The sequence below is a fragment of the Kineosporia corallincola genome, from assembly GCF_018499875.1.
GTDB lineage: Bacteria > Actinomycetota > Actinomycetes > Actinomycetales > Kineosporiaceae > Kineosporia > Kineosporia corallincola.
The window spans coordinates 308312-326470 of record NZ_JAHBAY010000007.1 but is presented as its reverse complement, the minus strand read 5'-3'; the positions used below and the strand labels follow the sequence as shown (position 1 = coordinate 326470).

Below are 18159 nucleotides of genomic sequence, written 5' to 3'. Positions count from 1 at the left end.
GCATGCTCAGCAACCTCCGCAAGGTGACGGCGGACGCGAAGGACCGCGGCGCGTCCGCCGTTGAGTACGGCCTGATGGTCGCGGCGATCGCCGCTGTGATCGTCGCCGTGGTGTTCGGCCTCGGCACGATCGTCAGGAACACCTTCAGCGACACCTGCGACTCATTGTCCGCGGGCGTCAGCGCTTCTGGTGGCGACACCGGCGGCGAGTGCGGCGCCAGCGCCCCCGCGCCCACCGCCACCAACTGAACGCATCACCTTCACCGGGACCGCCGCGCAGAGCGGTCGCCGCACGAGAAACCCGGAAGCCACACGGCTTCCGGGTTTCTCGGCGTCCGGGGGTGCGCGCACCTGGGCCGGCAGAGCGCTTTTCACCGGTGTCAACCCAGATGGGCTACTGATCGGGTGTTCAGCCGATCATTTCTGGGATGACTGAATGTCACAGACGACGTGTGTCAGGGTGGTGAGCAGTGACGGGGGGCAACACCCGATACTCCGCCAGGGGGTGCCGGAACCGAAGGAGGAACGGATGAGAACCCGGATCCGCCGGGTCACGCGCCCGCTGGGCGACGTTGGCGCCTCCGCCGTCGAGTACGCCCTCATGGTCGCCGCCATCGCCGCCGTGATCGTCGCTGTGGTGTTCGGTTTCGGCAATCTGGTCACCACCACCTTCCAGGGCACAGGCACCTGCATCGAGAACCGGCAGACGATGCCGAACTGCGACCCGGGCGACACCGCGGCCCCCTGAGGCCGCTTTCGTAAAGGCCGAGGTCACGGGGTTATCCACAGGGCGCACCGGGCTCCTCCCGCGGCCCCCTAAGCTGGATGCATGGTCCAGCCCGCCACCGCCGAACCCGACGACGCCACCCGACGCCCGGGTCTGCGCCGCAGCTCCCCGCCCAGCATCGGCGTCGTGCTCCTGCTGCTGACCATCGGCATGGCCGTGGCTACGCACAGTGTCGTTCGCTACAAACTGTGGATCGTCGCGGTCTACGCGGTTCTCGCGGTGGCCCTCGGCCTCTGGGTGGTCGCGGGCAGCGTGCGCCAGCGGGCCGCCGTCAACCACGACGACTCGGCCGGCACCCGCGTCGCACCGCCGCACTGGATCGGCGGGGCGATCTCGGCCACCTTCGTCCTGGTCGCCGTCATCCAGGTGACCGTCCGGCCGTACACCTACCTCACGCCCGGGCAGGGCTGGCTCACCCGCTGGATCTACGCCGCGTCCGCGCTGGTGCTGGCGGTCGGCATCGCCCTCGCCACGCTGCGGCGGCACCTGCTGCCCGCCCAGATCGCCCTGGGCCTGGCGGCGATCGGCTACGTCGCCGCCGCGGCGCTGCTCATCCACTGGGACCCGGCCCCCAAGATCGACGTGTGGGTCACGCTCCAGCAGGCCGCCGACGGCATCCTCGACGGCAAGAACATGTACGCGCAGAACTGGTCCGACTCCCCCGGCGTGCAAGACGCGTTCACCTACCTCCCGTTCACCGCGCTGCTGCTGGCCCCGGGCCGCTGGCTGGCCGGTGACGTGCGCTGGGCGCTGGTGGTGGTCACGCTGCTCGGGGTGCTGGCGGTCTACCTGCTGGGCCGCACCGGCCGCTCGGCCGGCACCTCCCGGCTGCCGCTGCGGTCACTGGCCGGCACCGGTGCGGCCGGGCTGCTGCTGGTGCTGCCGGGCACCGCCACCCAGGTCGAGCAGGCCTGGACCGAGCCGCTGCTGATGGCCTGCCTGGCCGGCTGGGCGCTGATGGTGCGCCGCCGAAAGATGCTGCCGGCCATGATCTTCCTGGCCCTGGGCCTGGCCAGCAAACAGCACCTGGCCGTGCTGCTGCCGGTGCTGGCGGTGTGGCCGGTGTTCGGCTGGCGCCGGGCGGTCATGACCGGGGGCATGGCCGGGGTGTTCATGCTGCCCTGGTTCATCGCGTCCCCGGCCGACATGATCCACGACACCGTGACCATGCTGATCGACTTCCAGCCGCTGATCTTCGCCAACACCCTGTTCATCGCCGCCATCAACGAGCTCAGCTGGACGCCGCCGTTCTACCTGACCGGTGCCGCCGTCCTGATCACCCTGGGCACGGCCGTCGTGCGGGTGCACCGTCAGCAGCCCGACCTGGCCAACGTGCTGCGCTGGGCCGCGATGGTGCTGCTGGTCGCCAACCTGGTCAACAAGCAGGCCTTCTACAACCAGTACTGGCTGGTGGCGGCGCTGGTCCTGATCTCGCTGGCCGCGGCCCGCTACCCGCAGCAGGCGCAGCCCGGGAGCGAGCCGGCGCCGGTGTCCGACACCGCGACCGTGTAGGCCGACGGGCACCGGCCACCCGCCTCAGGGTGGGTCGCCGGCCAGCAGCCCCTGAAGCCGCAGCGCCAGGTCGTCCCAACGCCACTTCTCGCCGACCCACTCACGCCCGCGGCGCCCGAACTCGGCCGCCAGGTCGCGGTCGAGCAGCAGCTCGGCGCAGCGGGCCGCGACCGCCCGGGCGTCGGTTCCGTGCACCACGTAACCGTTCTCGCCCTCCAGCACGGCGTCGGGCGCGCCGCCGGAGTCACCCGCCACCACCGGCAGCCCGGTGGCCGCGGCCTCCAGGTAGCAGATGCCCAGGCCCTCCAGGTCGAACCCGGCCAGGCGGGTGCGGGCGGGCATGCAGAACACGTCGCCGGCGGCGAAGTACTCCGGGATCCGCTCCCAGGAGACCCGCCCGGTGACGAACACGTGCTCGCGCAGCCGGGCCTTGTCGATGCGGCGTTCCACCTCGGAGCGGTAGGGGCCGTCACCGACCAGCAGCAGCGCGGCGTCCGGCACCCGCTCACGGATCAGCGGCAGCGCCTCCACCAGCACGTCCTGCCCCTTGCGGGCGACCATGCGGGACACGCAGACCACCACCGGCCGATCGCCCAGGCCGAGTTCCTCACGCACCTGGGCGCCGTCCACACCCGGATTGAACGTGCGGTCGTCGACGCCCGGGGTGAGCTGCACGAACCGCTGGCGGGAGGCCGGGTCGAGGGCGGGCGCGACCCGGCTGCGGGTGTATTCGCCGAGGTAGGTGAGGGCGTCCACCTGCTGACCGATCCGCCGCATCAGGGCCCGGGTGCCGGGCACGACCGCCCACCACACCTCGTGCCCGTGCGTGGTCGCGACCAGCCGCTCGATGCCGGCGGCACGCAGCTTCGGCGCCATCAGCCCCAGCGGCGCGGCCGCCCCGAACCAGACCCGGTCGCAACCCTCGGCCCGGGCGATCTCGATCGAGCGCCGGGTGATGGCCGGGGTCGGCAGCATGATCGGCGAACGATCACGGACCACCGGGAAGTCCAGGCCGGCGTCGAACTCCCGGTCGCCCTTCTGCCGCGCGGTGTGCACGACCACCTGCCCGGGCGGGAACCGCCGCGCCATCGCCAGCACGAACGACTCGATACCTCCCGTGCGGGGCGGGAAGTCGTTCGTGATCACGAGCGTCCGTCCGCTCACAGCCCTACCACCGGTGCCGGTTCCTTCCCTTGTTCGTCCGCGCGCGACCTGGTGCGCGCGCCCAACTCTCCCACCGGGCAGCCGGGTTCCCCCAATCATCGGCTCACCCGGCGTCGTCCCGCAGCGTGCTGATCTCCTCGCGCCAGGCCTTCACGAACGTCGCCAGGTCGCCGAAACCGGCCTGTGCGAGCGCCTGCTCGACGCCCGACGCCGCGGCCCGCCGGTAGAACGACATCAGCTCCGTGTCGCTCCCCAGCCGTCGCGCGAGCACGGTGACCGCGATCCACGACCGCCCGTAGGCCACGTCCGCCCCCGAGCCGTCGAAGTCGTCCGTGGTCGGCAGCTCCCCGGGCAGCGAAGCGTTCAGGGCCTCCCCGGCGACCTGGTCCGGGTCCAGGCCGGTGCCACGGTAGGCGACGTAGTCCGCGTAGCCCTCCTCCAGCCAGGTCGGGGCGTCGAAGTCACCGGTCGCCCGGGTCGCCACGTGCACCAGCTCGTGGGTGAGCACCACCTCGCGGCCGAGTTCGGTCAGGCTCTCGAAGGCGGGCCCGTTGACATACACGGCATCGGCCGGGGCACGTCGCGGACCGGCCGTGACGGCGGCGGTGTCGGCCAGGCCGGTGGTGTCGTCGTGCCCGAGCAGTCCGGCCAGATCGGCGGTTCCGGCGGCGACGGCCAGATGCGTGCGGCGCGCGGTGCCCTGCGCCCACTGCGTGCCCCAGGCCTCGTCCACCGTCGCGGCGGCGCTCACGCACAGGTCGGCGAGCTGGTCCACCAGGGCCTCCTGCGCGGCCGGCCCGGTCACCCGGCAGCGGCTGGACAGGGCGGTCACCTGGGCGGGGCCGTCGGGTTCGGTGGCGGTCCCGGTCATGGACGACGAGGAGCCCGGACCGGCCCCACCGCCGTCCGACGACGCCGGGCCGGTCGCGGGCGCATCGCCGTCCATGATCGTCATCGTCAGCAGCGCGAGCAGCAGCAGGACGCCGAGCATCGGAAGGCGCCGCATCGGACCAGGTTACCCAGCGCGACTGTGCCCGGAACTTCGCGGGGAGCAGATCCGCTTGTCGCTCGCCACCCGACCGGTCATCCTCGGGAACAGGCTCACCGGAGGGGTTCTCATGCGCGTAGCGGTACTGGCCGACATCCACGGACATCTGCCCGCCCTGGAGGCGGTTCTGCGCGACGCCGAGCGGGCCGGCGTCGACGCCTACGTGATCAACGGCGACTTCCTGGCCGGCCCGCTGCCCGGCCCGACCCTGGAGCGGCTGGTCGCCCTCGGCGACCGTGCGGTGCTGGTCCACGGCAACTGCGAGCGGGAGGTGCTGGAGGCGGCCGACGGCCGGCCGGAGCAGAACCAGGAACAGAACCCGGAGCAGCCGGGGGCGCGGGCGGTCGCCGAGTACGTCGCCGCGGCCCTGGACGAGCGGCAGCGGAACCTGATCCGCGACCTGCCGCTCTCGGTGCGGCTGGAGGTCGACGGCCTCGGCCCGGTGCGGTTCTGTCACGCCAGCGTCCGCAGCGACGTCGAGATGGTGCTGGTCGACTCGCCGATGACGGTGTTCAGCGAGGCCTTCGCCGGCTGCGACGAGCCGACGGTCGTGCTCGGGCACACCCACATGCCGTTCGATCGGCTCGCCGACCGGCGGCGCTTCGTGAACCCGGGCAGCGTCGGCATGCCGTACGGCCCGGGCCCGGGCGCGCACTGGGCGCTGCTCGGGCCGTCGGTGCAGTTGCGGCGCAGCGACTACGACGTGCAGGACGCGGCCCGGCTGTTCGAGACCGAGGCGCCCGGCTATCCCGACCTGGCCGCCTTCATCGCCGAGAACGTGCTCACCGTGCCCTCCGACGCCGAGGCCCTGGCCGTGTTCACCGAGATGGCCGCCCGGCTCTGACGTCCCGCTCAGGGACGACGAAAAAGCGGCCCGGCCCGGCGGATTCGCCGGACAGGGCCGCTTCTCGTGTGCGGGGCGGAACTCAGCCGAGCCGGACCGCGGCCGACGGGGTGGTCCACATGCTGGCGACCTTGACCACGTCACCGGTCGACGGCGCGTGCACCATCATGCCGCTGCCCAGGTAGATGCCCACGTGGCTGATCGGCGAGTGGAAGAACACCAGGTCACCGGGCTGGAGGGCGGAGATGCTGACCGAGGTGCCGTAGCTGGCCTGGAGCCGGGAGCTGTGCGGCAGCGAGACGCCACCGGAGGCGTAGGCCGCCATGGTCAGACCCGAGCAGTCCCACGAGTTGGGGCCGGCGGCGGCCCACACGTAGGGATCGCCGAGCTGGGAGCAGGCGAAGTTGATGGCCGCCTTGGCCGCCGCCGACGGAGCCGCCGCGGCACCGGCCGAGCAGTCACCACCGGCGTTGTCGGACACCGTGCCACCGCTGTTCGCGGCGACGTCGGCGGCCGCGCGCTGGCTGGCCTCGAGCTGGTCGAGCTGAGCCTCGGCCGAAGCCAGCTTCTTCTCGGCCTTCTCCTTGGACTTCTTCATCTTGGTCTGCGCGGCCTTGGCCTCGTCAGCCTGTTCCTGCATCGTCTTCTGGGTGTCGAGCAGGTCCTGCTGAGCATCCGTGAGGCTGTTCAGCGCACCGGCCTGACGGTCCGACAGCGAGGGCAGGTAGCCGGACTGGGCCAGCGCCGACTCCGGGTCGTCGGAGAGGAAGAGGTCGAGCGTGGACAGCTCGCCCTTCTTGTAGCTCTCCGCCGCGAGCAGGCCGACCTGCTCCTTCAGCGTGGCGACCCGGTCTTTCTGCTTGGCGTAGTCCTTCTTCGCCGCCTTCAGCTTGACCAGGCTGGACTTCCGCTTCTCGCGCGTCTCGGCGTAGTCCTCAGCCGCCTGGTCGGCCTCCTCACGGAGCTTCTCGACCTGCTTCTTGACGCTGTCGACCGTGGGGGCCGGAGCGGCGGTGGCGGCCGGGGCGGCGAAGACGGCCGAGCAGGCCAGGGCCAGCGGCGCGAGCACGCCCGCGTAGCGGCGCCAGCCGGTCAGCCGGAGCGGGTTGCCGATCGTGCGGGGACGGAAGAACGAGCGACCGTTCCGCGGGGTCGGGCCGGCAACTCTCAGGGCGCCCTCGACGGCGGGGATCTCACCGGCTCTGGAGGCGTCACCGCCCAGAGGCCGGGAGCCGCGCGACGCATCGCGCGGTTCGGAGTGCTGGACATCAATCCGCGTTTCCGCGGGCTGGCCGGGTTTCGGGCCGTCCGATCGCAAGGCGCGAGCTCTCCGTTCTGGCGCCCGCGCGACGGGAGAAGTCGTCGCAGCGGAGACTGGGCCGTGCCGGGGGATGAGGGCTCAGGGACCCCTACGCCGCGGCGACGGTGTGTGAACGGAGGAAACATAGCGGGCGGGGACACCCCGACAAAAGCCAGCGCATTGCCGCCCGAAGAGCGCAGAGCGTTATCACCCCAGCTAGAAGGCCGCCACTTCGCCTTTTCCTTAACGCTGGTCATGAATTCTTAACATTCGCGAAAGCGTTTCTTAGAGGCCATTCATCCCTTTGACGAGGATCGCGCCCGATATGCGTCAGCCGGCCTCCCGGTGATGCCTCCGGGACGCTGCGTCACCAGTGCGGTGCCCGGTGCGATGCGCGGTTCCGCTCTGGGTACGCGGGGCGGCCGGAGCCGGCTCGTGATCCCAGTTCAGGACGCCGGCCTCGTCCGGGTCGACCGGCCTGGCCACCAGCCGCAGCGGCGGCACCAGACCGGAGCCGGCCAGGGCCGCGATGGCGGCCTGTTCCTGCCGGTCGAGCTCGATGCCAGTGCCGGTGTCGGCGCCTGGGTCGGCTCCGGCGCGCCGGACCGTCGGCGCGGCCAGCATGACGGTGACCACGCAGTCACGGCAGGCCCGGCCACGGACGGCGCAGGAATCGCAGTCGATCAACATGGAGCCCCTCCGAAAGTTGCTCGCGGGCCGGTTGATCGCGTGGCCCGACCGGCAGGGTGCCGATGCCTCCGAACGTTACGGGCGACCACCGACAGTCTTGGTTCCGCGGACCACCTCCGGCTCCCCGGGGGCCGTCCCAAGACTGTCGGTGGGTGGGCATAACGTCTGGAACATGAGCAGCACGGCACCGCAGGTCCCCACCCAGGAGGCGCTCTGGCCCGAAGAGCTCGTCGTGTCCGGCCCGGCCCGGGCCGACGCGCAGGCGCTGGCCGAGGTCACCTTCGTGGTGTTCGACCTGGAGACCACCGGCGGTGCCCCGGCCGACGGCGGCATCACCGAGATCGGCGCGGTCAAGGTGCGCGGCGGCGAGCAACTGGGCGAGTTCCAGACCCTGGTCCGGCCGGAGAGCCCGATCCCGGCGTTCATCTCGATGCTCACCGGCATCACCGACTCGATGGTGTCGGGCGCCCCGTCGCTGGGCGCGGTGCTCCCCTCGTTCCTGGAGTTCTGCGCCGGCAGCGTGCTGGTCGCCCACAACGCCCCCTACGACGTGGGTTTCCTCAAGGCCGCGTGCGAGCGGCTGGAGCACGAGTGGCCGGGCAACACGGTGATCGACACGGTGCGGCTGGCCCGGCAGATCATCAGCAACGACGAGGCGCCCAACCGCAAGCTGCACACCCTCGCCGCGCTCTTCGGCTCACCGATCGAGCCCGACCACCGGGCCCTGCACGACGCCCGGGCCACCGTGCACGTGCTGCACGCCCTGCTCGGGCGCATCGGCACCCTGGGCGTCACCACTCTCGGCGAACTGCGCGGCTTCTCCGCCAAGGTGCCTGAGAGCACGCGCCGCAAGCGGCATCTCGCCGACGGGCTGCCCACCGGCCCGGGGGTCTACCTGTTCCGCGACGAGAAGGACCAGGTGCTCTACGTCGGCACCTCGGTGAACATCCGCACCCGGGTGCGCAACTACTTCACCGCCGCCGAGCAGCGCACCCGCATGCGCGAGATGGTCGCCCGCGCCGCCCGGGTCACGCCGGTGCCCTGCGCCACCACGCTGGAGGCCCGGGTGCGCGAGATCCGGTTGATCGCCGAGCACGCGCCGCCCTACAACCGCCGCTCCAAGACCCCCGAGCGCAAGCCCTGGGTCAAGCTCACCAGCGAGGCCTACCCCCGGCTGTCGGTGGTGCGCGAGGTACAGGCCGACGGCGCCACCTACACCGGCCCGTTCCCCTCGCAGGAGCAGGCCGAGCTGGCGGTCGCGGCGCTGCACGAGGCGTACCCGCTGCGGCGCTGCACGCCCCGGCTGCCGAAACGCCCGGCCCGCAACGCCACGGCCTGCATGCTGGCCGACATCGGCCGCTGCGGTGCCCCCTGCGTCGGGGGTATCGACCCCCAGGGCTACGCCGAGGTCGCCGAGCAGGTGCGCGTGGCCATGCTGAGCGACTCCGGTCAGGTGGTCGAGGCGGCGCTGCGCCGGGCCGGTTCGCTGTCCGAGGTGCAGCGTTACGAAGAGGCGGCGCAGCACCGCGACCGGCTGCTGTCGTACCTGCGCGGCGCGGCCCGCTCCCAGCGCCTCACCCCGATCGCCGCGGTGCCGCACCTGGTGGGTGCCCGCCCGGCCGAGCGCGGCGGCTGGGAGTTCGCCCTGGTGCGGCACGGCCGGCTGGCCGGCACCACGGTCTCCCCGCCCGGCGCCGACCCCATGCCCTACGTCAACGCGCTCAATCTGACCGGCGAGGTGGTCACGCCGCGCGAGGTCCCCTATCCCTCGGCCCATCCGGAAGAGACCGAGATCGTGCTCAACTGGCTGGAGCAGCCGGGCACCCGCCTGGTCGAGCTGGAGGGCACCTGGGCCTGGCCGGTCCGCGGCGCCGCCCAGGCGAGATTCGGCCTGCCGCAAGACGTTCACGCGACCGTGCCGCCCGCCCCATGACCGCCGGCACCCGCGGGCTCCTCAGGGCCCGAGCAGATGCTCCTCGAACCCCGCCCGTTCCCGTTCCAGGTAGGCCGCGTCCCCCCGATACAGCAGGTGATGCCCGTCGGCCAGGTGCGCGGCGAAGGCCCGCGACCCGGCCGCGGCCTGGGCCCGCATGAACGCGACCAGGTCGTGCAGCCGCGCGATCGCCTGATCCACCAGCGCGGCGCGGCCGGCGACGTCCAGACCGTAGGCGTCGCAGAACATCCGGGCCCGCACCGCCTGCTCCGCCACCGTGCCGAAGCCCTCCTCGGCAGCGGTCAGCGGGGCCCAGCGATACACCGCGTAGGCCACGTCCCACAGCCGCGGACCCGGGTGGGCGGTGTCGAAATCGATGATCCCGACCACCTCCTCGCCGTCCATCACGCAGTTGTGGGGCGCGAAGTCACCGTGGCAGACCACCTCGGCCGGGGGCCGGGGCGGGAACATCCAGCCGTCGCCGGGCAGATACCCCACGGTGCTGTCGTGGTAGCCGCGCAGCAGCCGGGCGGCGGACACCAGCGCCCGGGACGAGGCGGCGGCCGGCGTCAGCGGGTAGTTGCTCACGTCGCCCGGCAGAAAGTCCAGCACCTCGCGTCCGTCGGCGCTCAGGCCGTGCGGTGCCGGTGCCGCCGTGAAACCCTGCGCCCGAAGATGTCTCAGCAGACCGTGCACCCGGGGTGTCCACGGGCCGGCCGGGCGCAGCACCCTCGCCCCGTCCCGCCACACCTCGTTGACTCCCCCACCCGACAGGATCTCCGGCATCGGGCGAAGGTACCCGCCGGGCCGGGCGGGGAGCACCTGGGTTTCCGGAACGGCGCCGGGCGCGGGTTCTTTCGTCGTCCCCGAACAAAACGCGAGGGCCGGCACCCGATCGGGTGCCGGCCCCCACAGGGAACCAGGAATCAGTGGCCGGACTCGATGGGCTTGGCGCCCCCGCTGGCCGAGATCTCCTCGTGCTCGCCGTGGTGATGCGCGGCCTCGAGCTCGGCCGGCGTCACCGGGGCGACCCGGTCCTCGAAGTAGAACTTGCTGATCTTCTGCCGCAGACCCTCCAGCTTGCCGCCCGGGCGACGGACACCGGCGGCGTCCGAGGCGGGCAGTGCGCTGCCGGCCACCGGGGACTCGAAGCCGACGAGCAGCCAGCGATCGCTCGCCGAGAGCGGGGCGTGCAGCTCGAACACCTCGCCCTCCTCGGTGCGGAACACCCGGCCGGTCTCCCGCCCGTGCAGCACCTTCTCGCGGTCGTTGCGCTGGAGACCCAGGCAGATCCGCTTGGTGATCACGTAGGCGAGCGGCGGCAGGATGAACACGGCACCACGCAGGAAGTACGTGATGTCGTTGATCGACAGGTGCAGGTGCGTGGCGATGACGTCGTTACCACCGCTGATCCACAGCAGCACGTACAGCGTGATCGCCATGACGCCCAGGCCGGTGCGGGTCGGCACGTTGCGCGGGCGGTCGAGCAGGTGGTGCTCGCGCTTGTCACCGGTGACCCAGGCCTCGATCCACGGGTACAGCAGGGCGGGCGTGACCATCAGGCCCGGCAGCACCAGGGTGGGCAGGAAGATGTTCGGCGAGATGGTGAAGCCGAACGCCTCGAACTCCAGGAAGCCCGGCGTGATGCGGACCGCGCCGTCGAGGAAGCCCATGTAGAAGTCGGGCTGCGCACCGGCACCGATCGGCGAGGGGTCGTAGGGCCCGTAGATCCAGATCGCGTTGATGGTGAACAGCGCCGCCATCAGCGAGGTGACACCGAAGACGATGAAGAAGAATCCACCGGCCTTGGCGGTGTAGATCGGGAACAGCGGGAAACCGACCACGTTGCTGTTGGTCCGGCCCGGGCCGGGGTACTGGGTGTGCTTGTGCACGACCACCAGGATCAGGTGGAACGTGATCAGCGCCAGCATGATGGCCGGGATCAGCAGCACATGCAGCACGTAGAACCGGGCGATGAACGCGTCGCCCGGGAAGCCGCCCCCGAAGAGGAAGTAGCTGATGTACGAGCCGACCACCGGGATGCCCAGGATGATGCCCTGGGCGATGCGCAGACCGTTACCGGAGAGCAGGTCGTCGGGCATCGAGTAACCGAGGAAGCCCTCGGCGATCGCCAGGATGGCCAGGATCATGCCGATGACCCAGTTCATCTCACGCGGCTTGCGGAACGCGCCGGTGAAGAAGATCCGGAACATGTGCACGATGATCGACACGACGAAGATCAGCGCGGCCCAGTGATGGATCTGCCGCATGAGCAGACCGCCACGCACCTCGAACGAGATGTGCATCGTCGAGTCGAACGCCTCGGACACGTGCTGCCCGGCGAGCGTGGTGTAGGGGCCGTCGTAGACGACCTCACTGGCGCTCGGCACGAAGAAGAACGTCAGGAACGTTCCGCTCAGCAGCAGGATGACGAAGCTGTAGAGCGCCACCTCGCCGAGCATGAACGACCAGTGGTCGGGGAAGATCTTGCGCGAGAAGCCGTTGACGACCTTGGACGCGCCGAGCCGCTCGTCGAGCCAGTTGCCCGTGGTGGAGCCAGCTTTGGTGATGGGGCTGGTGGTGCTCATCCGCGCTCCCAGAAGCTCGGGCCGACGGCCTCGTGGAAGGGCTCCTTGGCCACCAGGTATCCCTCGTCGTCAACGGTGATGGCCAGCTGCGGCAGCGGCCGCTTGGCCGGCCCGAAGATGACCTTGCAGTTCTGCGTCAGGTCGAAGGTCGACTGGTGGCACGGGCAGAGCAGGTGATGGGTCTGCTGCTCGTAAAGGGCCACCGGGCAACCCATGTGGGTGCAGATCTTGGAGTACGCCACGATACCGCCGTAGGCACCCGGCAGCGACTCGGCCGCCAGCTTGTCCTCTTCCAGGCGGATCAGCAGAACGGCGGCCTTGGCCTTCTCGTTCAGCGGGTGCTCGGACTCCTCGATGCCCTCCGGCATGACGTGCGCGACGGCGCCGAGGACCATGTCGGACGCCTTGATCGGGCCACCCTCCGGGTCCAGCATGAGCCGGTCGCCGGCCTTCCAGAAGGTGGTGGAGAGGTCGTCACCCGGCAGCGGCCCGGTGTCCCGGAAGAACACCAGCCCGGGCAACGGGAACAGCGCCATCGCACCGATCAGCGTGTTGCGGATCAGGGGACGACGGGCGAACCCGGACTCCTCGGCGCCGGTCGCCAGCTTCTCGACCGCCTCGGCGCGCTCCTCGTCGGTGCCGCGCTGGAGGTGCCGGTAGTCGATGCGCTCCTCGTCGGGCATCAGGGTCTTGGCCCAGTGCACCGCACCGACACCGATACCCAGCAGGGCGACCGCCAGGCCGATACCGAGCACCTTGTTCGACAGCTCGAGCCGGTTCAGGTACTCGGTGAAACCGAGGTTGTCGTGGAACTTCACGCTGAAGTAGCCGACCAGCACCACCAGGGTGCCGATCATCGACAGCACGAAGAGGAACGCGACCTGACGCTCGGCGCGCCGGGCGGCCTTCGGGTCGGTGTCGGTCAGCCGGTGCGCGTGCTCCGGCAGCCCCGGGTTGTCGAACCTGGCGGGCAGGTCGCCCTCTTGGAGGGCCACGTCGCTCCCGCCGTGGTCCGGGTCGTGCGTACTCATGGTCCCACCCGTTTCGTTGCTCACGAGGACTTCGCCCCCAGCCAGACCGCGAAACCGATCAGCACGGACAGCCCGAGCACCCAGGCGACGAGACCCTCACTCACCGGTCCGAGCCGGCCCAGCGCCAGGCCTCCGGGGTTCGGGGTCTCACGGATCGTCGCCAGGTACGCGATGACGTCCTGCTTCTGCTCCGGCGTGATCGTCGTGTCGGCGAAGACCGGCATCGACTGCGGGCCGGTGAGCATGGCCTCGTAGATGTGCTTGTAGCTGGTGTCGCTCAGGTTCGGGGCGTACTTGCCCCGGGTCAGCGCACCACCGGCACCGGCCGAGTTGTGGCACATGGCGCAGTTGGTGCGGAAGATCATGGCGCCCTTGGAAGCGTCGCCCCCGTCGGGGTCGATCTCCTCCTCGGACGGGATCGACGGTCCGGCCCCGAGACTCGCGACATAGGCGGCGAGCTGCGCGGTCTGCTCGTCGGACAGACGAGTCGGCGCCTCGGGGGCCTGCGGGCCGCTGGCGGCCAGCGGCATCCGGCCGGTGCCGACCTGGAAGTCGACGGCGGCCGCGCCGACACCGATCAGCGACGGGGCCTCGTTACGGCCCTCCGCGTCGACGCCGTGGCAGGTGGAACAGTTGGCCAGGAACAGCTTCTGCCCCTGCGCGATGTCATCGGCAGAGGCTGATTCGGTCGAGGCATCCGCCGTACTGGGCATCACGGCGGCGTAGGCCACGCCCGTCACGAGCAGGCCCAGCAGCACGAGAAGTGCTGTGGCCAACGGGTGCCGCCGCCGGGCAGCGAGTGCGCTCACGATGTAGAACTCCTACGTTCCGAAGTAGGTGCGGACGAAACGTCCAGCGCTTTCTCAGTCATCGGTGCGTCACTTGATGACGTAGATGACGAAGAAGAGGCCGATCCAGACCACGTCGACGAAGTGCCAGTAGTACGACGTGACGATGGCGCTGGTGGCCTCGGCATGGCCGAATCGCTTGGCCGCGAAACTGCGGCCGATGATCAACAGGAAGGCGATGAGCCCACCGGTGACGTGGATGCCGTGGAAGCCGGTGGTCAGGTAGAACACCGAGCCGTAGCCGGAGCTGCCGAGGGTCAGGCCCTCGGAGACCAGGTTGGCGTACTCGAAGACCTGGCCGCAGATGAAGATCGCACCGGCGACGTAGGTCAGCAGGTACCACTCCCGCATACCCCAGTTACGGAATCCGTGCTCCCGCGTCCACGGCGCCCACCAGGTGCCCAGGGCGCTGGGCTGGAAGCGCTCCGCGGCGAACACACCCATCTGGCACCAGACCGAGCTGAGCACCAGGTTGATCGTGTTGGCCGTGGAGAAGGGGATATCAAGCTTGAGCGGCTCTACAGCCCACAGGTCGGGCTGGACGGCGCGGATCGTGAAGTACATCGCGAACAGACCCGCGAAGAACATCAGCTCACTGGAGAGCCAAACGATCGTGCCGACCTGAACCATGTTGGGTCGGTTGAGAGTCGCATGAACGTTCGGCCCAGCCGGGCCGTCTACTGCCGCTACGGATGCCACGGGCGTCATTATGGCCTCACGTCGATCCGGATGGAGGGCGGGGGGCCCTTGCGTGGCTCACACCGTGTCGTAACTGTTGCCTGATTTGGCTTCCCGCAGGTCGAACGCTGTTTCGCAAGTCCGGCGTTGCCTAATTTGGTGAAGCCCCGCTGACACGTGTCGTCTTGCGCGCGGGCCTGCTCGGGTATGGGCGTCACGTCAGCCTTCATCGGCGCACTTGACTCCTTTCTGTTGCCCTGGTTGCGGTCAGGATCGCGAATACCTGCGACACGCCGGGGGTATTCGGCACGGCGGTCACGAAACTTCACGGCTCCGGCGTGTCGCACCCCGCGGACGGGCCGCCGGGACAGTGCCGGTCGCGTTCAGTCACCGTGCGGCGCCCGACCGCGTCCAGGACCAATGGCGGGCGCCGGGACCAATGTCCCGGATGTGGGCCCGGGCAGCACGCCGATCTCCTCCTTCGATACGATCGGCGACGGAAAGCGGACACCCGCCGGCAGCCGGGCGGGGCACCTGAGCACACACGGAATCACTCCATCAGGAGACGATCGATGACGACGACCTCGGCCCATCCCGGCGACCTGGCCCCGGCCGGGCACCCGCTCGACCAGGGTCACGAAGACCCGCGGCTGTCCGGCGGTGAACCGGTCTCCGGCCCGAAACCGATCTCGCTACTGATCTACAGCGACGACTCCGACACCCGCACCAAGGTGCGCATGGCGATCGGCAAGCGGCTGGCGGCAGACCTCCCGGCGGTCGTGTGGACCGAGTGCGCCACGCCGCCCGCGGTGATCTCGGCCGTCGACGCCGGTGGTTTCGACGTGCTGATCCTCGACGGCGAGGCGGTCCCGGCCGGCGGTATGGGAATCTGCCGCCAGCTCAAGGACGAGATCTTCGAGTGCCCGCCGGTACTCGTACTCACCGGCCGCCCCCAGGACGCCTGGCTGGCCACCTGGTCGCGCGCCGACGCCGCCGTGCCGCACCCGCTCGACCCCCGTGCCCTGGCCGAGGCGATCACCGTCCTGGCCCGTCGTCGTAGAGGCTGATATCCCGATGCCGACCATCTCCTGGCCGCAGCTCATCTCCACCCTGATCGCCGGGCAGGACCTGTCCCGGGCCGAGGCCGAGTGGGCGATGGAGCAGGTCATGACCGACCGCTCGAACCCGGTGCAGCTGGCCGCCTTCCTGGTCGCGCTGCGGGCCAAGGGCGAGACGGTGCAGGAGCTGGCCGGTCTGGTCGCGGTCATGCTGCGGCACGCCGTGCGGATCGAGATCCCGGGCCCGGCGGTGGACATCGTCGGCACCGGCGGCGACATGCACAAGACCGTCAACATCTCCACCATGTCCGCGCTGGTCGCGGCCGGGGCGGGGGCGCGGGTGATCAAGCACGGCAACCGGGCGGCCTCGTCGTCGTCCGGCGCGGCCGACGTGCTGGAGAAGCTCGGGCTGCGTCTCGACCTGCCCACCGGCCGGGTGGCCGAGGTGGCGGGCGAGGTCGGCATCACCTTCCTGTTCGCGATGAAGTTCCACCCCGCCATGCGGTTCGCCGGGCCGACCCGGGCCGAGCTGAAAGTGCCCACGGCGTTCAACTTCCTGGGCCCGCTCACCAACCCGGCGCAGCCCGGCGTCTCGGCGATCGGCTGCGCCAACCTGCGGATGGCCCCGATCATGGCCGGCGTGCTGGCCGAGCGGGGCGACACCGCGCTGGTGTTCCGGGGCGACGACGGCCTCGACGAGCTGTCCACCACCGGCCCCTCCCGGGTCTGGGAGGTGCGCGGCGGTGCCGTCACCGAGAGCGTGTTCGACCCGGCCGATCTCGGCCTCCCCCGGGCCACGCTCGACGACCTGCGCGGCGGCGACCCGCAGCACAACGCGGGCGTGGTGCGGTCCCTGCTGGCCGGCGAGACCGGCCCGGTGCGTGACGCCGTGCTGCTGAACGCCGGCGCCGCGCTGGCCGCCTCCGGGAGCGCGGAGGGCGACCTGGTGAAGCGGATCGCCGACGGGGTGCAGCGGGCCGCCGAGTCCATCGACAGCGGTGCCGCGGCCGGGGTCCTCGACCGCTGGGTGGCGGCCACCAACGCCTGAGCGCACCGAAAAGCAGGGGAGCCCGGTCCGTTCGGACCGGGCTTCCCTGCTTTGCCGCTCCGGTTCGCCGCCACCCGGTTCATGGACGACGAAACCCCCGGCCCACGCGTCGTGGGCCGGGGGTCCCCGGTGGTTCGGGGCCGGTGCGTCAGGCCTTCCAGTCCGAGTACGACTCGTTCCAGACGGTGTAGCCGTTGCCCCACTCCAGCTTGCGGTTGCTGTTCTTGTAGACGACCACGTCGCCCACCTTGGAGTTGTTGAACAGCCACTTCGCTTCCGCGGTGGTCATGCCGGTGCAGCCGTGGCTGACGTTGGCGCTGCCCTGCGAGCTGGCCGACCAGGGCGCGGCGTGGATGAACTCACCGCTGTAGGTCAGGCGCATCGCGTACTTCACCGTGAGGTTGTAGTAGTCCGGGTCGTCCTTGTCGATGCCGATGGTCTCGGAGTTCATCTTGTGCGACGTCTCCCGGCTCATGATCACCTTGATCCCGTTGCGGGTGGCCATCGAGGCCTTGCCCGTGGTGACCGGGATGGTGCGGATGACCTTGCCGTTCTTCTTCACGGTCATCTTGTGGCCGGCCACGTCCACGGTGCTGATCATCTCGTCGCCGATGGTGAAGTCGGACTGCGACTTCTGCTTCTTGCCCCACACGTTGTCGTCGACCTCGACGCCGGTCAGGTCGGCCGTGACCTCCACCTTGGTGCCGGGCTCCCAGTAGTCCTTCGGGCGCCACCACACCTGGGTGCTGCTCATCCACTGCCAGGCGCCCTCGACCTCGGCGTCGCCGGTGTCGACCTTCAGGGCGTCCACCACGCCGTTGCGCTTGTCCTTGGCCACCGCGTCGGACATCTCGACCACGACCGGCATGCCCACACCCACGGTCCAGCCGTCGCCGGGCACCACGTAGGCGGTGACCTGACCGTCGGGGGTGAGGGTGGAGAACGACGACGTGGCCTCGGTGGCCACCCCGTCGGCGTTGGCGGCCTTGACCGCGACCGTGTAGCCCATCGCGGCCTTCAGAGCGGTCTTGCTGGTCCACTCCGTCTTATCTTCGCTTAGCGTTCCCTTGAGCTTGGTGCCGGTGGCGCTGGCCACGTTCACCTCGGAGATCGTGCCGGCCGCGACCGACACCTTGACCTTCTTGGCGACCTTGACCTTCTTGGTCCCGTCACCAGGGGTGATCGTGACCTCCGCGGCGGGCGCGGCCGTGGTCTCGGCCGACGAGCCCGTATCACCCGAACCGGACGCGGTGGAGTCATCGGACTGGCACCCGGCCAGGGCGATCACCGCAGCCAGGGCGGCCGCGAGCACCCCCAGCCTTCGGGTCCGGCCCCGACCGGCGACACGACTCATCACTCTGCTACCCACCTGACTCAGAAGGATCCGACGACACACGCGACGCTCCTAAGACGCGCCTAACCGTGCATCGGTTGCAATGCTCCGCTAAAGGAAGTCTATCGGCACCTCATGAGAACCACCTGAACCATTAGGGAATCGTCAAGCATTCCTAGGAAATAGCTACGTTTCGCCCGATATCCATCACGTTGCGGTGACCGTCCGGCGGCGATTCTCCTGCGATCTGCGGGCGGTCGGGCGGACGGCCCCAAGGCCCCAAGGCCCCAAGGCAAAA

At 70.3% G+C, this 18159-nt stretch carries 17 protein-coding genes; 7 read left to right on the top strand and 10 right to left on the bottom strand.

The features are described 5' to 3' along the window. Positions 1-2: 2 nt before the first annotated feature. From KIH74_RS18970 to KIH74_RS18960, 3 genes are all read left to right on the top strand, one after another. Positions 3-248, top strand: a complete 246-nt coding sequence (locus KIH74_RS18970; RefSeq protein ID WP_214157305.1) for a Flp family type IVb pilin — start codon at positions 3-5, stop codon at positions 246-248. Between the two features lie 280 nt (positions 249-528). Further along, the gene (locus KIH74_RS18965) at positions 529-747 is read left to right on the top strand and encodes a hypothetical protein (protein ID WP_214157304.1); all 219 of its coding nucleotides are present in this window, start codon (positions 529-531) and stop codon (positions 745-747) included. 81 nt (positions 748-828) lie between these two features. Then, positions 829-2298, top strand: a complete 1470-nt coding sequence (locus KIH74_RS18960; RefSeq protein WP_214157303.1) for a hypothetical protein — start codon at positions 829-831, stop codon at positions 2296-2298. A 24-nt stretch (positions 2299-2322) separates the two neighbouring features. Here the strand turns inward: KIH74_RS18960 and KIH74_RS36585 are convergent, their stop codons facing one another. Together KIH74_RS36585 and KIH74_RS18950 are read right to left on the bottom strand one after the other, a co-directional pair. Beyond that, positions 2323-3462 carry a glycosyltransferase family 4 protein gene (locus KIH74_RS36585; protein WP_308113888.1) on the bottom strand — a complete coding sequence of 380 codons (1140 nt, stop codon included), beginning with the start codon at positions 3460-3462 and terminating at the stop codon, positions 2323-2325. A gap of 103 nt (positions 3463-3565) precedes the next feature. Continuing rightward, positions 3566-4468, bottom strand: a complete 903-nt coding sequence (locus tag KIH74_RS18950; protein WP_214157301.1) for a hypothetical protein — start codon at positions 4466-4468, stop codon at positions 3566-3568. 112 nt (positions 4469-4580) lie between these two features. Between KIH74_RS18950 and KIH74_RS18945 the strand changes: the two genes are divergently transcribed. Next, positions 4581-5354, top strand: a complete 774-nt coding sequence (locus tag KIH74_RS18945) for a metallophosphoesterase family protein (protein WP_214157300.1) — start codon at positions 4581-4583, stop codon at positions 5352-5354. A gap of 82 nt (positions 5355-5436) precedes the next feature. On the opposite strand, the gene KIH74_RS18940 is transcribed toward KIH74_RS18945, so the two are convergent. Next, complete coding sequence (locus KIH74_RS18940) at positions 5437-6672, bottom strand: C40 family peptidase (protein ID WP_214157299.1); 1236 nt, start codon at positions 6670-6672, stop codon at positions 5437-5439. Positions 6673-6984: 312 nt separating this feature from the next. After that, a complete protein-coding gene (locus KIH74_RS18935; protein ID WP_214157298.1) occupies positions 6985-7344 on the bottom strand; it encodes a hypothetical protein in 360 nt (119 codons plus the stop codon). 172 nt (positions 7345-7516) lie between these two features. Here KIH74_RS18935 and KIH74_RS18930 point away from each other — a divergent pair, with 172 nt between their 5' ends. After that, a complete protein-coding gene (locus KIH74_RS18930; RefSeq protein ID WP_214157297.1) occupies positions 7517-9277 on the top strand; it encodes a DEDD exonuclease domain-containing protein in 1761 nt (586 codons plus the stop codon). Between the two features lie 21 nt (positions 9278-9298). On the opposite strand, the gene KIH74_RS18925 is transcribed toward KIH74_RS18930, so the two are convergent. The 5 genes from KIH74_RS18925 to ctaE all read right to left on the bottom strand — a co-directional run bounded on the left by KIH74_RS18925 (position 9299) and on the right by ctaE (position 14452). Further along, a complete protein-coding gene (locus KIH74_RS18925) occupies positions 9299-10063 on the bottom strand; it encodes a phosphotransferase (protein ID WP_214157296.1) in 765 nt (254 codons plus the stop codon). Between the two features lie 140 nt (positions 10064-10203). Next, a complete protein-coding gene (qcrB, locus tag KIH74_RS18920; protein ID WP_214157295.1) occupies positions 10204-11865 on the bottom strand; it encodes a cytochrome bc1 complex cytochrome b subunit in 1662 nt (553 codons plus the stop codon). Beyond that, on the bottom strand, positions 11862-12896 hold the full coding sequence (qcrA, locus tag KIH74_RS18915; RefSeq protein WP_214157294.1) for a cytochrome bc1 complex Rieske iron-sulfur subunit: 1035 nt from the start codon (positions 12894-12896) through the stop codon (positions 11862-11864). Before qcrA ends, qcrB begins: the two co-directional genes overlap by 4 nt. 20 nt (positions 12897-12916) lie before the next feature. After that, entirely contained in the window at positions 12917-13705 is a 789-nt protein-coding gene (gene qcrC, locus KIH74_RS18910; protein ID WP_214157293.1) for a cytochrome bc1 complex diheme cytochrome c subunit, read from the bottom strand. A gap of 69 nt (positions 13706-13774) precedes the next feature. Beyond that, positions 13775-14452 (bottom strand): aa3-type cytochrome oxidase subunit III, encoded by a 678-nt coding sequence (gene ctaE / locus KIH74_RS18905; protein WP_372492087.1) that lies wholly within the window; start codon positions 14450-14452, stop codon positions 13775-13777. A 542-nt stretch (positions 14453-14994) separates the two neighbouring features. Between ctaE and KIH74_RS18900 the strand changes: the two genes are divergently transcribed. Continuing rightward, on the top strand, positions 14995-15489 hold the full coding sequence (locus tag KIH74_RS18900; RefSeq protein ID WP_246572619.1) for a response regulator transcription factor: 495 nt from the start codon (positions 14995-14997) through the stop codon (positions 15487-15489). Between the two features lie 7 nt (positions 15490-15496). Then, complete coding sequence (gene trpD, locus KIH74_RS18895; RefSeq protein ID WP_214157291.1) at positions 15497-16528, top strand: anthranilate phosphoribosyltransferase; 1032 nt, start codon at positions 15497-15499, stop codon at positions 16526-16528. 148 nt (positions 16529-16676) lie between these two features. Here trpD and KIH74_RS18890 read toward each other — a convergent pair whose 3' ends face one another. Next, a complete protein-coding gene (locus tag KIH74_RS18890; protein WP_214157290.1) occupies positions 16677-17882 on the bottom strand; it encodes a L,D-transpeptidase in 1206 nt (401 codons plus the stop codon). Positions 17883-18159 lie beyond the last annotated feature (277 nt).